Genomic DNA, 20,080 nt, shown 5'->3' with positions numbered 1-20,080 from the left:
CACTCGGTCGTCTCGGTCCGTTCGGTCGATCACCCGGGGCGTTGCTGCGGGGGGAACTCACGTACAAATCTCCAGTGGTTGTGGACCGGCTTCAGTCCTGCGTTACGTCTGTGGGCATTCTTCGGCCCGCGTCCGTGTTCGGGCGTGTCTACTCGCTCGCGGTGCGACGGCTCGGAGGCCGAGGCCGTGGCGACGACCGCCTGGGCCGTTTCGGTGCGGGCACGGTACCGAGAACATAGGACTGAACCAAATGGTTCCAGCTGCATGTCCGGCACACCTCGACCACGTGAACCGAGAACTCCTCCTGAGTGGACGCAAGACGCACCAACTCCTCGGCCGTACGAGCCGAACCCGACACCGGGCCCAACTTGTCGCCGAAGACCCAGGAAACCAGAGTCAACTGCTCCTTACGGCAGATCGGGCACACCACGTCACTGCCCTTGCCGTGGAACTTTGCGGCACGAAGCAGGTAGGGGCTGGCGTCGCAGACCTCCTTGACACCCGTCCTGCCCGAGTAGACCTCGGCCAGGAGAGACCGGCGCTGAAGCGCATAGTCCACCACCTGCCGCTGTATCCGCACGGAGACCAGAGTACGTGCGTCGCGTTCGGAGAGAAGGGGTCGGTCGAGTGACGCTGGTCAAACACGGTTACCGCACTACGATGCCGATGTGGCCTCAGGACCGTCCTCGCAGACTCGCGCACGTGACCTCGACCGGGTCAACGCATGCAGCCAACTCGACGCCGCGTACGCCGACGGCCAGCTCGGCGCCGGCGAGTACCACGACCGGTCCGCCCAGGCCATGTCCGCGAAGACCCTGGCCGAGCTGAACCTGCTGATCAGCGACCTGCAGCTGCCCTCGGCGGTCACGGAACAGGCACCCGTCCGGACCCCGGGATCACCCCGGCGGGCGCTGCGGATCGCGGTCGCGTGCGGGGCGGTGAGCGCGGTCGGCACGATCGGTCTCGCGCTCACCGGGCAGGACGGCCCGGACCCCGTCGTCACACCGGTCCCGGCGCAGGTCGAGAAGCCCCTGGCCCAGCCGGAGGTCGCGGTGCCCGCCGTCGAGCCGATCATCGTCGGCCAGGCGCAACCCCTCACCCAGGACGGGATCTACGCCCTCTTCGAGCAGTACCGGCAGACGTTCGGCGACCTCACCGTCCACGAACTGGGGTTGTACGACCAGTACGCGATCCTGTCTCGGACCGCCCCGGACGCGCCCGAGAAGGTCGACCGGTACGACTTCCGCGGCGGTTTCAAGAGCTCGGGCATCCGCACACAGCGCCTTCCCGGAACCGGTGAAGTCGACCTCGCACAGGTAAACGTAGGGGCACTCGTCGCGCTCATTGCCGACGCACCGCGGCTGGTCGGCGTCCCGGACGGCACCATCGGGCACGTTCTCCTCGCCGACGGCGGCAAGGGACCGACGATCAACGTGTACGTCTACGACAAGGCCCAGACCGGCGGCGGCTACCTGCGGGCGACCCTCGGCGGCGACGTGTGGCAGGTGAACCCCGCGAACTAGGGGTTTGCGCTCTAAGATCCTCGGGTGGCCAGCCGATACCCGCCGAACACGCGGGCACGTGACATCGATCGAGCCAACACGTCCGCACTGCTCGATGCCGCATTCGGCGACGGCCAGATCAACAAGGCCGAGCACCGCGCGATGTCCGAACTCGCCTCGGAGGCCCGCACCCTGGCCGACCTCGACGTTCTGGTCGGCGACCTGCAGCGGCCCGCCGACGCACCGCCGGACGCCCGGCCCCCGCGCGACACCGCCAGGCCCTGGTTCCCGCTCGCCGTCGCCGCGGTCGCGGTCGCGGCGGCGGTCGGCGCCTTCACCCTCGCCGACGGCGACGACGCAGAGGCCACCGTGACGCCCGTCGCGCAGCAGATCGATTTCGATGCCGTCGAACCGCTGGTGGTCGCGACCCCGAACCCTGTGTCCCCCGAGGGCATGAAGGTGTTCCTCGACCGGTACCGCGCCAAGTTCGGCGACCTGATCGTCGACGACCTCACCCTCTACGAGGGCGGCCACGCCAGCCTCGAACGCGCGCTCCCACTCGAACCGAACCGGATGGTGAGCTACGACTACCGCGGCGGGTTCACGCCGTCCGGCACCCCGACCACCCGGAAGGTCGACACCCCCGTGTTCGACCTGACGACGCTGAACCTGGACAGGATCGGCGGAACGGTCGCGGGCGCCCCGGTGAGCCTGAACGTCCCCGACGGAAAAGTCAGTCACATCTCGTTCCAGACCGGCAGCGCCGGCCCCACCGTGTCGGTCTACGTGAACAACGAGTTCAGCGAGAGCGGATACATGGAACTCACCCCGTCCGGTGAACCACTGAGCGTCCGCCCCTTCGGCCGATAGGACGCAGATGCCCAGGACCACACTCGCCGGTATCCGCGCCCGCGACTCCGACCGCGCCGACGCGTGCGGGCTGCTCGACGCCGCCCTCGCCGACGGTCAACTGTCCGCCTCGGAACACGCCTCCCGCACGTCCACGGCGATGCGGGCGAAGACGTTCGACGAACTCGGACGCCTGATCGCGGACCTGCAGATCCCCAGCCGGCTCGCGGCCAGCCCCGTCGTGTCGCCGCGCCGCCGCCGATCGCCCCGGCGATGGGTGTACGCGGCGATCCTCGTTTTCGCCGCGGCCGCCGTCGGCGGCATCGCCGGAGTCGTCGCGAACAGCGACCTCGGCCCGTCGAAATCGGTGCCGAACCTGACCACCGGCGCGGGCCTGCACTTCTTCCTCGACGAGTACCGCGCCGAGTACGGCGACACCGTCGCCGACGACGTCGGCCTCTACCCGGAACACGCCGTCGTCGACCGGCCGGCCGCCGGCACCGCGAGGCAGTCCGATTCCTACCTCTACGACGGCGAGTTCGACGACTGGGGCAGTTCCTCCAGCCGCGCCGCCGACGAGAGGTCCTTCGACCTCGGCACCGTCGACCAGGTCGCGATCGCCGGACTGCTCGCCGGGGCACCCGAAACCCTGCGCGTCCCCGACGGTGCGGTGGAGATCGTGTCCTTCGGCTACGAACCCGGCTCCGACGACGGACCGCCGACCATCTCCATCCACGTGAAGAACGCCGACGGCGACAGCGGGCACATGGTCGTCGGATTCGACGGCGAGCCGTTCGACATCTACCCGTACGAGGGCTGAGCGTCCGGGCGGCTGTCCCGCCCCCCTGAAACATCGTCGGCGCTTCCGCGCGCCCGGACCAGGGTTGACAACCTGTGACGGCTTGTTCCATGTATCGAGCGGGCGTATCGTCCTATATATCGGTGCGATATAGTTTTGAATCGCATCACACGGTTAGGTCGGGCGACTCAGGGGGTGGACATGCTCGAATTGGCAATTCTCGGGCTGCTCCACGAGTCACCCATGCACGGATACGAGCTACGCAAGCGGTTGACGGGACTCCTGGGTGCATTCCGCGCCTTTTCGTACGGTTCCCTCTACCCGACGCTCCGACGCATGCAGGCGGACGGTTTGATCGCCGAGGACGCAGGTCCTCCGGGGACCGTCAAGCGTCGCGCCCGCCGCGTCTACCAGCTCACGCCGATCGGCAAGGAGCGGTTCAAGGAACTGGTCGCCGACACGGGTCCGCAGAACTACACCGACGATGGATTCGGCGTTCATCTCGCCTTCTTCAGTCGCACACCCGCAGAGGCGCGGATGCGGATTCTCGAAGGCAGACGACGCCAGGTCGAGGAGCGCCGGGAGGCACTCCGCGACGCGATCGGAAAAGCGAGCGGCACGCTGGATCGCTACACCAAGCAGCTCCACCAGCTCGGTCTCGAGTCCAGCGAGCGTGAAGTGCGCTGGCTCAACGAGCTGATCGCCGCCGAGCAATCGACAGCAACACCTAAGAAAAAAGGAGAACCCGACCATGGGTGAGAACAGCACCGCGGTGCGCGTAGCCATTGTGGGCGTGGGGAACTGTGCCTCGTCCTTGGTTCAGGGCGTGCAGTACTACAAGGACGCCGACGAGACGGCGACCGTTCCCGGCCTCATGCACGTCAAGTTCGGCAAGTACCACGTGCGCGACGTGCAGTTCGTCGCCGCGTTCGACGTCGACGCCAAGAAGGTCGGATTCGACCTGTCCGAGGCCATCTTCGCCAGCGAGAACAACACCATCAAGATCGCCGACGTCCCGCCGGCCGACGTTCCGGTGCTCCGCGGCCCCACCCTCGACGGCATCGGCAAGTACTACGCCGAGACCATCGAGATCTCCGAGGCCGAGCCCGTCGACGTCGTCAAGGCTCTGAAGGACGCCAAGGTCGACGTGCTGGTCTCGTACCTGCCCGTGGGTTCCGAGGACGCCGACAAGTTCTACGCCCAGTGCGCCATCGACGCGGGTGTCGCGTTCGTCAACGCCCTGCCCGTCTTCATCGCGTCCGACCCCGAGTGGGCCGCGAAGTTCAAGGACGCCGGCGTCCCGATCGTCGGCGACGACATCAAGTCGCAGGTCGGCGCCACCATCACCCACCGCGTGATGGCGAAGCTCTTCGAAGACCGCGGCGTGCAGCTCGACCGCACGATGCAGCTGAACGTCGGCGGCAACATGGACTTCAAGAACATGCTCGAGCGCGACCGCCTGGAGTCGAAGAAGATCTCCAAGACGCAGGCCGTGACGTCGAACCTGACCCGCGACCTCGGTCCGGGCAACGTGCACATCGGCCCGTCCGATCACGTCGGCTGGCTCGACGACCGCAAGTGGGCGTACGTCCGCCTCGAGGGCCGCGCGTTCGGTGACGTTCCGCTGAACCTGGAGTACAAGCTCGAGGTCTGGGACTCCCCGAACTCGGCGGGCATCATCATCGACGCCGTCCGCGCAGCCAAGATCGCCAAGGACCGCGGCATCGGCGGACCCGTCTACCCGGCGTCCGCGTACCTGATGAAGTCCCCGCCGGTCCAGATGGCGGACGACAAGGCTCGCATCGAGCTCGAGGCGTTCATCATCGACGCGGAGTAATCCACACAGCTTTACGGGCGAATGCACCTTTCGTCGTCTTCACGGCGACGAAAGGTGCATTCGCCTTTGTGTTCGACTTCTTGTCAGACCCTCCCTCTACGGTGACACCCAGGATTCATCGAGGGAGGCGTGATGTCCGACAACACTTTCGATCGCGAGATCGACGACGCCTGGACCGAGCTCCAGGACCGTCTGACCGGCTATGTGCACGCGATGGAGGACGACGACGAACTGGTGCTGCAGTCGCAGTACGACAGCGTCGACGAGGGCCTCGTCGAGACCGCCGCGTGTGTGCGGTTCTTCGCGTGGGCCGGCGACAGGGTGCGGTGCGAGGTGCCGTCCAACCGCTTCCTGCACCCGGCGCGGGCGCTCACCGCGGAGGAGCACGAACGGCTGATCGAACTCGGCTGGAACCGCCCCGACCTGTGCGAGCACGTCGACGAGGGCAACGGCTCCGCGTCGTACTACCTCGACGCCGACCGGGACGACGCCCACCTGCTGGCGTCGATGACGGTCACCGTGTTCCGCGAGATCTGGGACCTTCTGCACCCCTCGTTCCTGAAGGCGATCACCGGCGGCCGGGACGAGACCGCCGAGTTCGGTACCGCCGACGTCCCCGCCCAGCTCCGCGACGGCACCGGGTTGCGCGACCGTGTCGACGCCGCGGTCGAGGCCATGCTCGAGCAGGAACCGGGCAAGGACGCGGACGGCGACATCCTCGTGTGGGTCGGCGACCTCCCCACGTATGTGCGGGTCATCGAGGAGGACGCCCGCGTCGAGGTGTTCGCCCGCGTGGTCCACACGATCAGCGACCGCACGCGCACGGCGGAGGCGCTGGCCGACCTCAACCGCCAGTGGCCCGACATCAAGTTCCTGCTCATCGTCGACAACGTGGTCGCCGTCATGCGTGTCGACGGGTCACCGTTCGTCGCCGATCATCTGGTGTCGGTGTTCCGGATGTTCGAGCATTTCGTGGACACCGTCGACGACGCGTTCGCCGAAAAGCTTGGCGGCAAGATCAATTCCACACCCGAGGCCACCGCCTCGTCCGCCGAGCACGAATGTGCGGACGAGTTCCCCGCCGCCCTCGTGACCCTGATCCACCTCGACTCCGAGAGCGGTCTCGACCCCGACGACGTCGCGGAAATCTGCGGACGCGACCGCGACACCATCCTGGAATTCCTCCGCCTCTGCTCCGAGCAGGAGATCGAGTGGCGGCACAACGGCGAACTCGCCCGCGAAGAGGACGCCGAAGAGGCCGACATGTGCGAGGACGAGGCGCGGGCCTGGGCCAAGACGAAGGAAAGCCTCCGCGCCGCGCTGCGAGTTGTGGTGCTGCCGCACCGAACTCCGCCGCGCGGCGGGTTCCAGAACCTCGGCTAACCCGGCAGCGGGATGATGACGCCCGGCAGGATTTCGATCTGGGTCGGCGCCGGGACGGGTGCGGGCACCGGTGGGACGGGCGGCACCGGGACGGTGGCCGGCGGTGGAACCTCGACCGGTGCGGGCGTGGGCGCGCCGGGTGGTGGGACGGCCCCGCTGGTGCCGGGAGCCGTTCCGTCGCCGCCGGTCTGACCGCTCCACGTCGGCACGCCGGCCTGGCCGCCGATCGGGTCGGGCCACGGGAAGTCTTCCCAGTCGGTGTCGTCGAGCGCGCCGTCCATCGTGTCCTTCCAGATGTCCGACGGCAGACCCGAACCGTAGATCAGCCCGCCCCAGGTGTTGTTGATGGCGGTGGCGTCGGCCTTACCGATCCACACCGCCGTCGACAGCGACGGCGTGTAGCCGACCATCCAGGCGTCCTTGTTCTCACCGGTGTCGCCGAGTTGCGCCGTGCCGGTCTTCGCCGCGGACGGGCGTCCCCCCGCCAGCGCGTGGCCCCGCGAGTACGAGGCGATCGGCATCAGGGCCTGGCTGATGTTGTCGGCGACGGCCGCGTCGAGTCGCTGCTCGCCGGGGCTGGGCGCCCGGTCGAGGAGCACGATACCGTCGGCGGTCACGACACGCTGCACGAAGTACGGCTGGTGATACACCCCGGACGCCGCGAGCGTCGCGTACGCGGACGCAATGTCGATCGGCCGCGACAGGTACTGGCCGAGTACGATGCCGCCCTCCGGTTCGCCGCCGTTCTCACTGAGCGTCTTGCCCTGCACGCCGGGAATGAAGTCCGGGATGCCCGCCTTGTGCGCGGCGTCGGCGATGGCCTGCGGGCCGTTGTCCATCGACATCATCAACCGGTAGAAGCTCGTGTTCAGCGACCGCTTCGTCGCCTCCGCGATGGTGCACGTGCCGCAGGACTCGCCCTCGACGTTGCCGATCTGCACACTGCCGACAGTAAGGGGAGCACTGCTGAACCGGGCCGAGAGCGGGATGCCCTGATCCAGTGCGGCGGCCAGGCCGAAGACCTTGAACGACGACCCCGTCTGCAGCGGCGCCTGCGCGTAGTCGAAGCCGGCGCCGTCCTCGCCGCCGTAATATGCGCGCACACCGCCGGTGCGCGGGTCGATGGACACGACCGCGGTCCGCAGCGCCGGATCCTCACCTTCGAGGTTGTCGTGGACAGCGTCGATCGCGGACTGCTGCGCCCGCGGGTCGATCGTGGTGGTGATCTGCAGGCCCTCCGTGTTGAGGGTCTGCTCGGAGATGCCCGCATCCGACAACTCGCGCAGCACCTGGTTGCGGATCAGGCCGTCGGGGCCGGGCGCGGAGTTGGCGTCAGTGGGCCGGTTGGACGGCGCCGTGACCGGGAACTCCGCGGCACTGCGGTCCTGCTGGCTCAGCACACCCATCGAGACCATGCCGTCGAGCACGTAGTTCCACCGCGCCTGCAACTGGTCGAGGTTCGCTTCGGGGTCGAGGTAGGACGGGCTCTGGATCACCGAGGCGAGCACCGCGCCCTCGGCGACGGTGAGGTCGCCGACCGGCTTGTCGAAGTACGCGCGCGACGCCGCCTCGATGCCGTACGCGCCTCGACCGAAGTAGATGGTGTTCAGGTAGGCGGCGAGGATCTCGTCCTTGGACCACTCGCGGGCCATCTTGGTGGAGATCACGAGTTCCCGCATCTTGCGGTACACGTTGCGGTCCGCGCCGACCAGCACGTTCTTGACGTACTGCTGCGTGATCGTCGACCCGCCGCCCGCGCTTTCCTTGCCGAGGACGTTGTCGCGGGCGGCACGCATGAACCCGGTGACGGAGAACCCCGGGTTGGAGTAGAAGTTGCGGTCCTCCGCCGACAGGACGGCGTCGCGGACGTGCTGGGGAATGGCGTCGAGCGCGATCTCGGTGCGGTTACCCTCCGGCGGGATCACCTTGGTCAGCTCGGTGGTGCCGTCGGCGGCGAAAACGGTCGCCACCTGGTTGGTCTTCATGTCCGACGGCCGCGGGACCTCGGCGCGGATGTAACTGACCAGGAAGACGACGAGCGGGATGACCAGCAGCAACGCGATCACGACCAGGCTCACCCGGCGGACCGTGCGCCACCGGGTGCGCTTCTTCGTCCCGTCCGGTGGTGGGGTGGTCGTCTCGGCCGAACCGTCGTCTGCGGGCGGTGTGTCTCCGGGATCGGAGGCACGATTGTCCGTCGCGTCGTTGCCTGAACTCACTTACACACTCCCGGTCAGTTATCCGGTCACGGAGGATCGTCGCACCCACCCGTACGTATGTTATGTGAACGACTGGAGGCGTGGCGTGCGGCGCGCTATCGCTCAGCAACTATCCGTACCGGCCGGACGGTTTCAGCGCACACGCTTCCGGGCGGTGATCGCCAGCCCCGACAGCACCAGGCACCCGAGCAACACCAGCGCGGGGGTGACGCCGGGGTCGCCGCGGAACACCTCGACGACCGCGGCGACGAACGCCATCACCGTGAAGAACCCGAGGATCCCGATCAGGACTTCGAGCCGCTGCCGCTTGGCCACCGGATGCACGACCGACCCCGCCTAACTCTTCACGCCGCCGGCCGTCAGGCCCGACACGATGCGACGCTGGAACAGCAGCACCATGATCACCAGCGGAATGGTGACGATCGTGCCCGCCGCCATGATCGCCGCGTACGGCACGACGTGCGGGTCGTTGCCGGAGAACCGGGCGATCGCGACCGTGACCGGTTCGGTGGCGTCGCTGGAGAGCTGGCTGGCCAGCAGGTACTCGTTGACGGTCGCGATGAACGCGAGGATGGCGGTGGTGAACAGGGCGGGTGCCGCGAGCGGCAGCATCACCAGCCGGAACGCCTGACCGCGGCTGGCGCCGTCGATGCGGGCCGCCTCCTCGAGTTCCCAGGGAAGTTCCTTGAAGAACGACGTCAGCGTGTAGATGGTGAGCGGCAGGACGAACGAGATGTTCGGGATGATCATCGCCTGGTACGTGCCGATCCAGCCGATGTTCGTGAACAGCTGGAACAGCGGGGTGACCAGGGCGACGACGGGGAACATCGACGCGCCGAGGACGATGCCGACCACCACGTACTTGAACCGGAACTCGATGCGGGCCAGCGCGTAGGCGGTGAAGATGCCGACGGCGAGGGCGATGACGGTGGTGATTCCGCCGATGATCATGCTGTTGACGACGGCGCGGGTGAAGTTGTTGCCGCTGCTCGTCGACAGTGCGTTCTGGAAGTTCTCGAGCGTGACGTGCGTGGGCCACGGGGTGGTGTCGAACGTGTAGTCCGGGTCGCGGAACGCCGTCACCATCATCCAGTAGAACGGCGCGAGTCCCCAGACCAGGATGATCGCGACGCCGATGTAGATGCGGGAGTTCTTGAACGCGAGCCGCTTCGGACGGTTGCGGGCGGGGGGTTTGCTCGGGAGTTCGAGCTCCGGGGCGCGGTGGGTCACGGCTTCGGGCCCTTTCGCTGGGCTTCCTGAGTTTCGACGGCATTGGCGCCGAGGAATTTCACAAGCACGAATGCCACCGCGAAGATCAGGAGGAACGTGATGGTCGAGAGTGCGGACGCGCTGTTGAACCCTTGCCGCACCTGGTCGACGACGAGGATCGACACCGTCGTGGTGGCCGGGTTGCCGCCGGTCAGGATGGCGGGCAGGTCGTACATGCGCAGGGCGTCCATGGTGCGGAACAGGATCGCGACCATCAGCGCCGGTTTCACCAGCGGGAGCGTGATCTGCCGGAACCGCTGCCACGCGGAGGCGCCGTCGACCCGCGCCGCCTCGTACACGTCCTGCGGGATCATCTGCAGGCCGGCGAGGATCAGCAGGGCCATGAACGGGGTGGTTTTCCAGACGTCCGAGATGATCACCGCGAACCGGGCCGGCCAGGCGTCCGAAGTCCACAGGATCTCGGTGCCGAGGAGGCGGTTGGCGATGCCGTCGTAGGCGAAGATGAAGTACCAGAGCTTGGCGGTGACCGCGGTCGGGATGGCCCACGGGATCAGGACCGCCGCGCGCAGCAGGGCGCGGCCCTTGAACGTCTTGCCCATGATGATCGCCATCCACAGGCCGATCGCGACCTCGAGAGTCACCGTGACGACCGTGAAGAACGCGGTGTTCCCGACGGCCGACCAGAACTGGGAGCCGAGCGTGCCGGGCGGGCACGCGACCGCCACCCCGCTCGGGGACGTGCACTGCTGCAGGATCCAGTGCGTGTAGTTGGTGAATCCGGCCCAGCCGCCCTCGACGAACATGCCGGTCGTCGGATCGAGTCCCGCGTCCTTCTGGAACGACATCACCACTGCCCGGACCACCGGGTAGCCGATGACGACGGCCAGCACGACCAGCGTCGGTACGACCAACATCCACGCGCGACGACCGCTCAGCCCGGAGCTTCGCGTGTTCTCGCTCTTCTCACGCGAACCGCGGCCGGGGTCGGAACCCCCGGCCGCGGTACCGGCCGGCGCTCCACTGGTGGTCCCAGTCGGAACGGCCATGTTCACTCCTGTGCTCTACGAGCCTGCGGACTGGATACCGGACTGCATGTCCGTGATCGCCTGATCCACCGACTTCTCACCCTTGATGGCAGCGTAGGCGTTGTCCTGCACGGCCTTCGACACCGCCGGGTAGTACGGCGTGACCGGACGGGGGACGGCGTTCTCGATCGACACCTTCAGCGTCGGCATGAACGGGAACGCGGCGATGATCTCTGGGTCGTCGTACAGTGCGGCGCGGACCGGCGGCAGCGAGCCCATGGCGATGATCCGCTGTGCCTGCTCACCCTGCAGGAAGGTGAGGAAGTCGCGGGCCGTCGCCTTGTTCTCGGAGTACGCGCTGATGGCCGCGTTGTAGCCGCCGAGCGTCGAGGCGCCGATGCCGTCCTTGCCGGGCAGCGGGGCGACCGCGTACTTGCCCTTCACCGCGGACGAATCCTTGTCGGCGGTGCCGTACACGTAGGGCCAGTTGCGCAGGAACAGCGACTTGCCGTCCTCGAACGCCTTCTGGCTCTCGGGCTCCTTGAACGTGGTGTCCTGAGCCGGGATGTCGCCGTTCTTGAAGTTGTCGACCAGAACCTGCAGGCCGGCGCGGGCCTCGGGGCTGTCGACCGTGGGGGTCTTGCCGTCTTCGCCGACGAACGAGCCACCGTAGGCGTTGATGACCTCGGCGGTGTTCACCGTCAGGCCCTCGTACGGTGCGAACTGACCGGCGTAGCAGTCGATATTGTTGGTCTTCGCGACCTCACACGCGGCGGCCAGCTCGGTCCACGTCTTCGGTGCGGCGGGCAGCAGGTCGCTGCGGTAGTACAGCAGGCCGCCGTTGGTGTTCTTCGGCGCCGCGTACTGGGTGCCGTTGTAGGTGGCGCTGTCGACCGTGGCGGGGAGGATTCCGGTGTTGTCCACCGCGAACTCGCCGGTCAGCGGCTGCAGCCACCCCTTGGCCGCGAACTCCGCGGTCCAGGGGACGTCGAGTGCGACGACGTCGTAGTCGGACTGCTTGGCCTGCAGGTGCTGGACCAGGTCGTCGTGCGCCTGATCGGCGTCGTTCGACTGCTCCTTGAACGTCACCTGCTCGTCCGGGTGCTCGGCGTTCCATGCGTCGATGATCTGGCGGACGACACCGGTCTCGGTGGTGTCCTTGCCCTCGACGTACGTGATGGGTCCGCGACCGTCGAGGTTCTCCGACGTGGAATCGCTGCCGCTGTCGCTCGAGCAAGCGGTGAGCGTGACCAGCGAGGCAGCGGTGGCAAACACCGCGGCGCGCCGAACCGCTCTCGAAATCTGAACCATGGAGTCTCCCCGTGGGTAAAGGTGGATGACCCCGCCACGGTGCGACGAGATTTCGAGGCACCGCTGCGGCGTCGGAACATACTGTGGCATGGAACACCGCCACTGTCCGGCATTACCCCCGACCTGAATCGGTCAGGAGACGCCGCGATCAGCTGAGCCGGTACCCCTCGGACGCCGAGAACAGGTGCACCTGCGACGGGTCGACGTGCAGTTTCACCAGGTCACCCTTGCGGGGCGGGTTCCGCCAGTCGGCGCGGGCCACCAACTGCTGCGTCTCCCCGTTGACGGTGCTGCGGCCGTAGATGTAGGCGTCGGATCCGAGTTCCTCCACCACCGCCACCTCCATCGGGATGCCGGTGGTCGACAGTTCAAAGTGCTCCGGGCGGATCCCGACGACCACCTGACGCTCGTCCGTGTCGGAACGCAGCTGCCGGGGCAGCGGGATGGTCGCGTCGCCGAGCAGCACCCCGTCGGGGGTGATCGGCAGCGTGAAGAGGTTCATCGACGGCGACCCCATGAAACCGGCGACGAACACGTTCGCCGGCCGGTTGTAGAGGTCGCGCGGCGACGCACACTGCTGCAGCACCCCGTCCTTCAGCACTGCCACCCGGTCGCCCATGGTCATGGCCTCGACCTGGTCGTGCGTCACGTAGACCATCGTCGTCCCGAGGCGCCGCTGCAGCTGCGCGATCTGGGTGCGCGTCTGCACCCGGAGCTTGGCGTCGAGATTGGACAGCGGCTCGTCCATCAGGAACACCTGCGGCTGCCGGACGATGGCGCGTCCCATCGCGACGCGCTGCCGCTGACCGCCGGACAGCGCCTTCGGCTTGCGGTCCAGGTACGGCTCGAGGTCGAGGAGTTTCGCCGTCTCCTCGACCCGCGTGCGGATGTCGTCCTTCGCGGCGCCGGCGAGCTTCAGCGCGAAACCCATGTTCTCGGCGACCGACATGTGCGGGTACAGCGCATAGTTCTGGAACACCATCGCGATGTCGCGTTCCTTGGGTTCCTGGGTGGTGACGTCGCGGTCACCGATGAGGATTCGACCGCTGTGGACGTCCTCGAGCCCGGCCAGCATCCGCAGCGACGTCGACTTGCCGCAGCCGGACGGGCCGACGAGGACCAGGAACTCGCCGTCCTCGATCTTCAGGTCGAGCGTGTCGACGGCCGGCTTGTCCGAGCCGGGGAACAGGCAGGTGGCACCGTCGTAGGTCACTGTGGCCATGAACGTCGAAGTCCCTTCTACCCGGCGCCGCGCTCAGGTGCGTGAAAATGTACCTGTTGACACACTTTCTCACTCACCTGTGGGTTGGTCCGGTACGAATTCCCCTCGGTCCGAATCATGTTGGTCGGATTCATGTACAGGTTTCTCCACAGCTGGGGATGAACCCCGCAATGAAACGGGGGCGTGAATACCGTGTGAACACAGGGCGCTTCGCGCCCCGTGCGCCTTTTTGGTTGTCCTAGCTACCAGAAAGGCGCACGGGCGGAGCCGCCTCGACCCGGTCCGGGCTGTCCACGACACCGGCGCTGCAGGCGGTCAGGCGGGGTTCGGCGCGGGTCGTGCGGACCCGGACCCGGTCGGTGCCGCCGGGGTGCCTGACCAGGACGTCGGTGTCGCCGTCCTGGCGTGGGACCGCCGACAGCGGGATCACGTCGTCGAGTCCGAGCAGCGACCGCTCCGCCCGGACGGTGCGCTCGGCGAACTGCAGCACCGGGTCGTCGGTGCACCGACCGCGGTAGTGCTCGAGCACCACCCGCCCGCGATCGTGCTCGGCGACAATATGTTCCGCGGCCTCGCCCGTGACCCTCCCGTAATAGATGCCGGACGGCAGGCACACCATGGTCGCGGCGAACCGGTCGCCGCCGACGTGCGTCGACTCCCAGACCCGGCCGCCGCGATGGCCGAGGCCGGTGACCACGGGGCGTCCGAACGACGCGCAGCAGGCGTCCTTCTTGCCGTGGGTGCAGACCAGGAACAGTGATTCGGTGGCGTCGAGACGATCCCCGAGCCCGGGTGGCGCGTCGACGGTGAGGTCCAGGTCGAGCAGTTCCCGGTCCTCGCGCACCAGCAGTCGCTCGGCCCAGCCGTCGGCGCGGCCCGGCCGGGCGAGGTAGACGTGCCGGCCGGCGGCGAGGTCGCGGCGCTGCCGGGTGCGAATCAGCACCGGACGCACCCCGGCGTCGGCGCACCGGGCGGCGAGTGCGTCGCCGAGGACCGGGTCGAGGCGGCTCTGCCGCAGTCGGTCGCGGCCCCACGGTCCGGGCTGCTCGATCAGCAGCCATCCGCTCACCCGGGGTGCGGTGCCGCACAACGGCTCCTGCAGTGACCGGGAGAGCGCCGCGCAGGCCGGTGGCGTCCACCCCTCGGGCGGCGTCGTCGTCTGCACACTCACACACGGACTGTATAAGGTTAGGTTCGCCTATCTTCCACCCCCTTCGAGATCGAGGTCCAGGATGCGTTCAGCCACGTGCTCCCCGAATGTCACCGACGTCCAATGGCAGGAAATCGTCGACGCCCTGACGCGACGACAGTTCGGTGCCGGGCTGGGAGCAGCAGCGCTGGCCGCGTTCACCGCCGCGTGCGCGGGACCCGACGCGGCGTCGGACGGCGACAGCGGCGGCCGGCGGACGGTCACCCACGCGATGGGAACGACGACGGTGAGCAACCGGCCCAGTCGCATCGTCGCCCTCGACAGCCTGCCCATCGACACCGTGGTCACGCTCGGGAAGATCCCGGTCGGCGCGGCTCAGGCCGGTTCCGCCGACGCGCTGCCCGCCTACCTCGGCGGCGGACTGGACAGCACCACCGTCGTCGGGTCGATCGCCGAACCGAACCTCGAGGCGATCGCCGCGCTGCAGCCCGACCTCATCCTCAGCAGCAAGCAGCGGCACGGTGACCTGTACGACGCGCTGTCGGCGATCGCACCCACCGTCTTCTCCGTGTCGCCCGCCGTCGACTGGCAGGCGACGCTGCGGCTGTTCGCGGAGGCCATCGGCGAAACGCAGGCCGCCGAACAGAAACTGTCGGAGTTCCACGCCCGCGCCGCCGCGCTGAGCGAAACCACCCGGGGCCGCACCGCACACGTCATCCGCGTGATGGACGACGGACTGCGCCTCCACGGTCCCGGCACGTTCTCGGGTTCGGTGCTGACCGCCGCCGGCTACACCATCACCGGGCAGCCGTGGGACGCGAAGAACGACATGTCCGAGATCTCGCTCGAGAACGTCGCCCGGATCGACTCCGACATCGCATTCGTCGCCAACACGGCCGCACCCGGTGACCTGGGCATCGACCCCGTCCTCGTCGGGCAGATGGGGCCGTCACGACGCGACGGCGTCCGCCAGACCGACTACCGGGTGTGGATCACCGGCATCGGTCTCACCGGCGCAAACCTGATCCTCGACGACCTCGAGCGGCTGTAGGCGGCTTCGCCGCCCGTGCGCGGTCAAGGAGTGTCAGGACTCGTCAACCACGCACGGGCGTAGCCTGCCCTGGTGAGTTCCGACAAGATGCTGACCCGCATCGGTGGGCTCCTCCGGCAGGCGGAATCCACCGACAACCCGCACGAGGGCGAGGCCTTCATGGCGGCGGCCCAGCGGCTCGCCACCGCCTCCTCGATCGACCTCGCGGTGGCGCGCGCCCACGCGGCAGGCCGGGAGAAGCGGGCGACGCCCACGCAACGGCTGATCACGATCGGTGAACCCGGCAAGAAGGGTCTGCGGACGTACGCGCAGCTGTTCCTGGCGATCGCCGCCGCCAACGACGTGCAGTGCGACATCGCCCAGACGTCGGCCGTCATCTACGCGTACGGGTTCGCCGGCGACATCGACATCTGCGAGGCCCTGTACGCGAGTCTGCTGATCCAGATGGTCCGGGCGTCCGACGCCTACATCAAGTCCGGCGAGTACCGCGACGAGACGACGGTCCGGACGCAGGTCGAGACGCGCGGACGCCGCCGGGTCGCAACCCGGGTGCGACGCCCCGTCGCCGGCGTCACCGCCCGGTTGAACTTCCAGCTCGCCTACGCCGCGCGGGTCGGGCAGCGCCTCGCCGACGCCAAGAAGGATGCCGAGGAGCAGGCGGTGTCGGTGCCGGAGTCGTCGGCGGAGACGGCGCTGGTCCTGCGCGACAAGCAGCTCGAGCTGAAGGACTACTACTCGGAGAACTCGCAGGCCCGCGGCACGTGGCGCGGCGGCCGGGCGTCCGCCGGACATTCGTCGAGTGCACAGCGGGCGGGGGATCGCGCCGCCCGGACCGCACGGTTGAGCAATTCTCCCGAACTGTCTGTCGCACGCAGACAGATCCCGTCGTGAAGCGACCCCGCGACACTCAGCGCACCGCCGTCTACGACGCCGAAGCGTTGGTGCGCATCATGTTCGACCGCGCCGACGAACGCGGCCTGCGGGTCGTCGACGTCCTGGGTTCGCAGGTGACGCTGCCGGTGGAACGCAAGTTCGCGTCCATCGATTCGGTGCAGGACTACGTCGACCGCGTGCTCGCACTGAACTGGGTGCGATCCACGTGGACGCGGGCGGCCACCCCGATCCACGTCCGGGCAAGGTCGGGTAACAAGGCCGCGCACTACGAAAGCGATTGCGCGACAATCGCCGTACCCGAGCACCGGAACGGCAACGCCTGGGCGTTCCGCGAACTGGTGGTGCTGCACGAGATCGCCCACCACCTCGACCCGTCCGATCCCGAATACCCGACGGTCGCGCCGCACGGACCGGAATACGTGGACCGCTACCTCACCCTGGTCGGGGAAATCATCGGCCCCGAGGCGGCGTTCGTCCTGCGGACCATGCTCCTCGCCGGCGGGGTGCGGCTGAACTGACGCCCGGACGGCCGGGCGAACGTACCTTTCGGCGCATCCGAGGCGACGGACGGCACATTCGCCCACTCAGGGGTGCCGCGGGGCCCGAGTTGCGCGGCCGAATTCGCAGCGCCGGCAAGGCTTTCGCGTGCCCATTCCGCCAGCTCACCGGGAACGTCCGGGGCGATGGCCAGCTGGGTGCGGTACACGAGCGCGCCGAGACTGCCCACGACGGCGAGCCCGATGGCGTACCCGAACTCGGCACTCGTCTCGGATATCGCGGCCGCCGAGCCGACTTTCGCGCTGGGCACCGAACCGACGACGATCCCGGTGCCGAGTATCGGAGCCCCACCGAAACTCACGATCGCCGCGAGCGCCGCCGGCAGCATCGCGAACCCCGCCTGCAGCGGTGTGAGACCGGCGACGAGTTGCAGGAACTGGGCGGTGAAGAACATCAGCGATTCAATGACGAACAACAGGGCCATCGCCGGCACGCCGAGGAGGAACACCGAGCCCCACCAGAAGTGCTCGAGCATGAATCCGCCGACGACGGGTCCGGCGGCGCCGCCCATGAACCCGATCATCCACAGTCCGATCGCCACCGACCGCTATCTGGCGTCGCGGAACATCGTGCTGATCAGGCCGAGTGTCGACGGCGCCAGCGTCGCCCCGGCGATGCCGAGCAGGGCGCGTGCGGCGATGAGCATCTCCGGACTCGTGGAGAAGGCGGCGACCACCGACGCGGCGGCGAACCCGGCACCGCCGAGGAGCATCAGGGTGCGGCGTCCGATCCGGTACCCGAGCCTGGGTCAGACGAGGGGACGCAGCCTGACGAAACGGATCTCGCGGCCCGCCGCCCGGAAGTCGGACGCGCTGCCGTCGACGTCGAAGCCCATGCCCCGGGCGATCCGCATCCCGAGTTTCGGATGCTCCGCCGCGTAGTGCGCCATGAAGTCCGCACCGGTCTCGGGATCGAGGAATTCGGCTGTCACGGACAGTCGCCGGCGGCCCACCTGGGCCGTCGCGTTCGGCTGCGCCCGCAGGTTCCGGTACCAATCGGACTTGGGACCGAACCCGGCGGCCAGCACGTACCCGTCGCCGACGGCGTCGTGGTTGACCACCTCGAGCACGACCTGCCTGCGGGCGCCGGTCTTGCGCCCGACGTGTTCGAGGAGCAGAAACCGGCCGCCGAGCAGGAACCCGAGGTGGCAGCGGTAGAGGTAGATCGGCGCGCGGAAGAACGCCCGCCGGAAGCCGGTGGGCGGGTCGGGCCGCTGGGTGACCTTCACACGCCCAGTCTTCCACGGCGACCGTCCGCTCGGCGGTTCGTTGTGCGCCCGGCCGTCGCGCGAGCAGTATGGATCGAGAAGGCCCACCGTCTACTCCGAGGAGCCAGAATGACTCGTCCAGTTCGCATCGGCGTCCAACTTCAGCCGCAACACGCGCCCGACTACGGGATGATCCGCGACGCGGTGCTGCGGGCCGAGGACGCCGGCGTCGACATCGTCTTCAACTGGGATCACTTCTACCCGCTGTACGGCGACCCCGCAGGCGCCCACTTCGAATGCTGGACGATGCTCGGGGCGTTCGCCGAACAGACGGAACGGGTGGAGATCGGCGCGCTCGTCACGTGCGCCGGCTACCGCAACCCGGACCTCCTCGCCGACATGGCCCGGACCGTCGACCACATCAGCGGCGGACGCCTGATCCTGGGCATCGGCTCCGGTTGGTTCGAGCGCGACTACGACGAGTACGGCTACGAATTCGGCACCGCCGGGTCGCGCCTCGACCTGCTGGCCGAGTACCTCCCGCGGATCACCGCCCGGTTCGCCAAGCTGGAACCCGCGCCCACCCGGCACATTCCGATTCTCATCGGCGGCGGCGGCGAGAAGAAGACGTTGCCGCTGGTCGGCAAATACGGCGACATCTGGCACAGCTTCAGCGACATGGACACGTACCAACGTAAGTCGGGGATCCTGGCCGGGTACGCACACGATGCGGGACGCAGCCCGGAAAGCATCCAGCACTCGACGTCGTGGCCGGGTGTCGACGACGCGGCGGCCCATGTCGACGCCGGTGTCACGCTCTTCACCGTGGGTGTGGGCGGTCCCGACTACGACCTCGGCACGCTGAAGGAGGCCATCGCCTGGCGCGACGAGAACACCCCGCCGCCGCTGTCGGGCCTGGCCTAGGCGCTTCGCGCCCGTGCGCCTTTCTGGTTGTTCTGGCTACCAAAAAGGCGCACGGGCGGCGGAGCCGCCTACAGCCGCTCGAGGACCATGGCCATGCCCTGACCGCCTCCGACGCACATGGTTTCGAGGCCGAACTGCTTGTCGTGGGTGGTCAGGTTGTTGAGCAGGGTGGCGGTGATGCGGGCACCGGTCATGCCGAACGGGTGACCGAGGGCGATCGCGCCGCCGGAGACGTTGAGCTTGTCCTCGTCGATGTTCAGCTCCCGCGCCGACCCGATCACCTGCACCGCGAATGCCTCGTTGATCTCGACGAGGTCGATGTCGGAGATGCCCAGCCCCGCGATCGCGAGGGCGCGCTTGGACGCCTCGATCGGGCCGAGTCCCATGATCTCCGGCGACAGACCGGACACCCCGGTGGACACGATCCGGGCGAGCGGGGTCAGTCCGAGTTCCTTGGCCTTGGTGTCGGACATGATGACCAGGGCGGCGGCGCCGTCGTTGAGCGGGCACGCGTTGCCGGCGGTGACGGTGCCGTCCGGGCGGAACACCGGCTTGAGCTGGGAGACGGCCTCGTAGGTGGTGCCGGCGCGGGGACCGTCGTCGGTGGAGACGACGGTGCCGTCGGGGAGGGTGACCGGGGTGATCTCCCGTGCGAAGAAGCCGTTCTTGATGGCCAACTCGGCGCGGTTCTGGGAGCGCACCGCCCAGCGGTCCTGCTCCTCGCGGGTGATGCCGGTGACCTGGGCGACGTTCTCGGCGGTCTGGCCCATCGCGATGTAGGTGTCCGGGACCAGGCCCTCCTGCCGGGGGTCGACCCACTGCTGGCCGCCCTGGGCGAGCTTCTCGGTGCGGGTCTGCGCGTCGGCGTACAGCGGGTTCTGGGTGTCGGGCAGCGAATCGGAGTTGCCCTTGACGAACC

The 20,080-nt window shown here is 68.2% G+C and carries 20 protein-coding genes and 1 pseudogene; 10 read left to right on the top strand and 11 right to left on the bottom strand.

Features of this window, described 5'->3' with window-relative positions; genetic code table 11:
• Positions 1-148 precede the first annotated feature (148 nt).
• Positions 149-580, bottom strand: coding sequence for a DUF5318 domain-containing protein (locus tag AC1DWT_RS01820; RefSeq protein ID WP_072947293.1), 432 nt, complete (start codon positions 578-580; stop codon positions 149-151).
• Between the two features lie 88 nt (positions 581-668).
• Here AC1DWT_RS01820 and AC1DWT_RS01815 point away from each other — a divergent pair, with 88 nt between their 5' ends.
• From AC1DWT_RS01815 to AC1DWT_RS01790, 6 genes are all read left to right on the top strand, one after another.
• Entirely contained in the window at positions 669-1,523 is an 855-nt protein-coding gene (locus AC1DWT_RS01815; RefSeq protein ID WP_206013983.1) for a DUF1707 SHOCT-like domain-containing protein, read from the top strand.
• Between the two features lie 24 nt (positions 1,524-1,547).
• Positions 1,548-2,372, top strand: coding sequence for a DUF1707 SHOCT-like domain-containing protein (locus AC1DWT_RS01810; protein WP_206013984.1), 825 nt, complete (start codon positions 1,548-1,550; stop codon positions 2,370-2,372).
• Positions 2,373-2,379: 7 nt separating this feature from the next.
• Positions 2,380-3,171 (top strand): DUF1707 SHOCT-like domain-containing protein, encoded by a 792-nt coding sequence (locus AC1DWT_RS01805; RefSeq protein WP_206013985.1) that lies wholly within the window; start codon positions 2,380-2,382, stop codon positions 3,169-3,171.
• Between the two features lie 180 nt (positions 3,172-3,351).
• The gene (locus AC1DWT_RS01800; protein ID WP_005264441.1) at positions 3,352-3,909 is read left to right on the top strand and encodes a PadR family transcriptional regulator; all 558 of its coding nucleotides are present in this window, start codon (positions 3,352-3,354) and stop codon (positions 3,907-3,909) included.
• Positions 3,902-4,987 carry an inositol-3-phosphate synthase gene (locus tag AC1DWT_RS01795; RefSeq protein WP_072947297.1) on the top strand — a complete coding sequence of 362 codons (1,086 nt, stop codon included), beginning with the start codon at positions 3,902-3,904 and terminating at the stop codon, positions 4,985-4,987. The genes AC1DWT_RS01800 and AC1DWT_RS01795 overlap by 8 nt, the downstream gene beginning before the upstream one ends.
• Before the next feature lie 132 nt (positions 4,988-5,119).
• On the top strand, positions 5,120-6,370 hold the full coding sequence (locus AC1DWT_RS01790; protein WP_072947298.1) for a T3SS (YopN, CesT) and YbjN peptide-binding chaperone 1: 1,251 nt from the start codon (positions 5,120-5,122) through the stop codon (positions 6,368-6,370).
• Here AC1DWT_RS01790 and AC1DWT_RS01785 read toward each other — a convergent pair.
• From AC1DWT_RS01785 to AC1DWT_RS01755, 7 genes are all read right to left on the bottom strand, one after another.
• A complete protein-coding gene (locus tag AC1DWT_RS01785) occupies positions 6,367-8,589 on the bottom strand; it encodes a transglycosylase domain-containing protein (RefSeq protein ID WP_206013986.1) in 2,223 nt (740 codons plus the stop codon). The two genes, AC1DWT_RS01790 and AC1DWT_RS01785, sit on opposite strands and share 4 nt — an antisense overlap.
• Before the next feature lie 132 nt (positions 8,590-8,721).
• Complete coding sequence (locus tag AC1DWT_RS01780; protein WP_095861518.1) at positions 8,722-8,913, bottom strand: hypothetical protein; 192 nt, start codon at positions 8,911-8,913, stop codon at positions 8,722-8,724.
• A gap of 12 nt (positions 8,914-8,925) precedes the next feature.
• Positions 8,926-9,819: a carbohydrate ABC transporter permease gene (locus tag AC1DWT_RS01775; RefSeq protein WP_012690442.1), complete on the bottom strand. Its 894-nt coding sequence runs from the start codon at positions 9,817-9,819 to the stop codon at positions 8,926-8,928.
• Positions 9,816-10,865, bottom strand: coding sequence for a carbohydrate ABC transporter permease (locus AC1DWT_RS01770; protein ID WP_072945195.1), 1,050 nt, complete (start codon positions 10,863-10,865; stop codon positions 9,816-9,818). Before AC1DWT_RS01770 ends, AC1DWT_RS01775 begins: the two co-directional genes overlap by 4 nt.
• A gap of 15 nt (positions 10,866-10,880) precedes the next feature.
• Positions 10,881-12,155 (bottom strand): ABC transporter substrate-binding protein, encoded by a 1,275-nt coding sequence (locus AC1DWT_RS01765; protein WP_206013987.1) that lies wholly within the window; start codon positions 12,153-12,155, stop codon positions 10,881-10,883.
• A 148-nt stretch (positions 12,156-12,303) separates the two neighbouring features.
• Positions 12,304-13,377: an ABC transporter ATP-binding protein gene (locus tag AC1DWT_RS01760; RefSeq protein WP_206013988.1), complete on the bottom strand. Its 1,074-nt coding sequence runs from the start codon at positions 13,375-13,377 to the stop codon at positions 12,304-12,306.
• Positions 13,378-13,615: 238 nt separating this feature from the next.
• Positions 13,616-14,548: a sucrase ferredoxin gene (locus AC1DWT_RS01755; RefSeq protein WP_206013989.1), complete on the bottom strand. Its 933-nt coding sequence runs from the start codon at positions 14,546-14,548 to the stop codon at positions 13,616-13,618.
• Positions 14,549-14,609: 61 nt separating this feature from the next.
• On the opposite strand from AC1DWT_RS01755, the gene AC1DWT_RS01750 reads away from it, so the two are divergent.
• The 3 genes from AC1DWT_RS01750 to AC1DWT_RS01740 all read left to right on the top strand — a co-directional run bounded on the left by AC1DWT_RS01750 (position 14,610) and on the right by AC1DWT_RS01740 (position 16,990).
• Positions 14,610-15,578, top strand: coding sequence for an ABC transporter substrate-binding protein (locus tag AC1DWT_RS01750; protein ID WP_477919439.1), 969 nt, complete (start codon positions 14,610-14,612; stop codon positions 15,576-15,578).
• A 72-nt stretch (positions 15,579-15,650) separates the two neighbouring features.
• Positions 15,651-16,469 (top strand): DUF2786 domain-containing protein, encoded by an 819-nt coding sequence (locus tag AC1DWT_RS01745; RefSeq protein WP_072945185.1) that lies wholly within the window; start codon positions 15,651-15,653, stop codon positions 16,467-16,469.
• Positions 16,466-16,990 (top strand): TIGR04338 family metallohydrolase, encoded by a 525-nt coding sequence (locus tag AC1DWT_RS01740; protein ID WP_072945182.1) that lies wholly within the window; start codon positions 16,466-16,468, stop codon positions 16,988-16,990. The genes AC1DWT_RS01745 and AC1DWT_RS01740 overlap by 4 nt, the downstream gene beginning before the upstream one ends.
• A 457-nt stretch (positions 16,991-17,447) precedes the next feature.
• Here the strand turns inward: AC1DWT_RS01740 and AC1DWT_RS01735 are convergent.
• Together AC1DWT_RS01735 and AC1DWT_RS01730 are read right to left on the bottom strand one after the other, a co-directional pair.
• Positions 17,448-17,772, bottom strand: a pseudogene (locus AC1DWT_RS01735) (MFS transporter); the annotation flags it as partial.
• A 6-nt stretch (positions 17,773-17,778) separates the two neighbouring features.
• Positions 17,779-18,258: a nitroreductase family deazaflavin-dependent oxidoreductase gene (locus AC1DWT_RS01730; protein ID WP_072945177.1), complete on the bottom strand. Its 480-nt coding sequence runs from the start codon at positions 18,256-18,258 to the stop codon at positions 17,779-17,781.
• A gap of 108 nt (positions 18,259-18,366) precedes the next feature.
• On the opposite strand from AC1DWT_RS01730, the gene AC1DWT_RS01725 reads away from it, so the two are divergent.
• Positions 18,367-19,161 carry an LLM class F420-dependent oxidoreductase gene (locus AC1DWT_RS01725; protein ID WP_072945175.1) on the top strand — a complete coding sequence of 265 codons (795 nt, stop codon included), beginning with the start codon at positions 18,367-18,369 and terminating at the stop codon, positions 19,159-19,161.
• Between the two features lie 68 nt (positions 19,162-19,229).
• Here the strand turns inward: AC1DWT_RS01725 and AC1DWT_RS01720 are convergent.
• A partial coding sequence (locus AC1DWT_RS01720; RefSeq protein WP_477919438.1) for an acetyl-CoA C-acyltransferase occupies positions 19,230-20,080 on the bottom strand: 851 nt, incomplete at its 5' end.

It is taken from the genome of Rhodococcus sp. P4_B6 (genome assembly GCF_056402215.1).
Note: the sequence above shows the minus strand (reverse complement) of the source record. Positions and strands in the feature narration are given on the sequence as shown.

Excerpts from the sequence above, each read along its gene's own strand:
- AC1DWT_RS01805 (WP_206013985.1), top strand. The coding sequence starts at position 2,380 with ATGCCCAGGACCACACTCGCCGGTATCCGCGCCCGCGACTCCGACCGC.
- AC1DWT_RS01800 (WP_005264441.1), top strand. The coding sequence starts at position 3,352 with ATGCTCGAATTGGCAATTCTCGGGCTGCTCCACGAGTCACCCATGCAC.
- AC1DWT_RS01795 (WP_072947297.1), top strand. The coding sequence starts at position 3,902 with ATGGGTGAGAACAGCACCGCGGTGCGCGTAGCCATTGTGGGCGTGGGG.
- AC1DWT_RS01790 (WP_072947298.1), top strand. The coding sequence starts at position 5,120 with ATGTCCGACAACACTTTCGATCGCGAGATCGACGACGCCTGGACCGAG.
- AC1DWT_RS01770 (WP_072945195.1), bottom strand. The coding sequence starts at position 10,865 with ATGGCCGTTCCGACTGGGACCACCAGTGGAGCGCCGGCCGGTACCGCG.
- AC1DWT_RS01765 (WP_206013987.1), bottom strand. The coding sequence starts at position 12,155 with ATGGTTCAGATTTCGAGAGCGGTTCGGCGCGCCGCGGTGTTTGCCACC.
- AC1DWT_RS01760 (WP_206013988.1), bottom strand. The coding sequence starts at position 13,377 with ATGGCCACAGTGACCTACGACGGTGCCACCTGCCTGTTCCCCGGCTCG.
- AC1DWT_RS01750 (WP_477919439.1), top strand. The coding sequence starts at position 14,610 with ATGCGTTCAGCCACGTGCTCCCCGAATGTCACCGACGTCCAATGGCAG.
- AC1DWT_RS01725 (WP_072945175.1), top strand. The coding sequence starts at position 18,367 with ATGACTCGTCCAGTTCGCATCGGCGTCCAACTTCAGCCGCAACACGCG.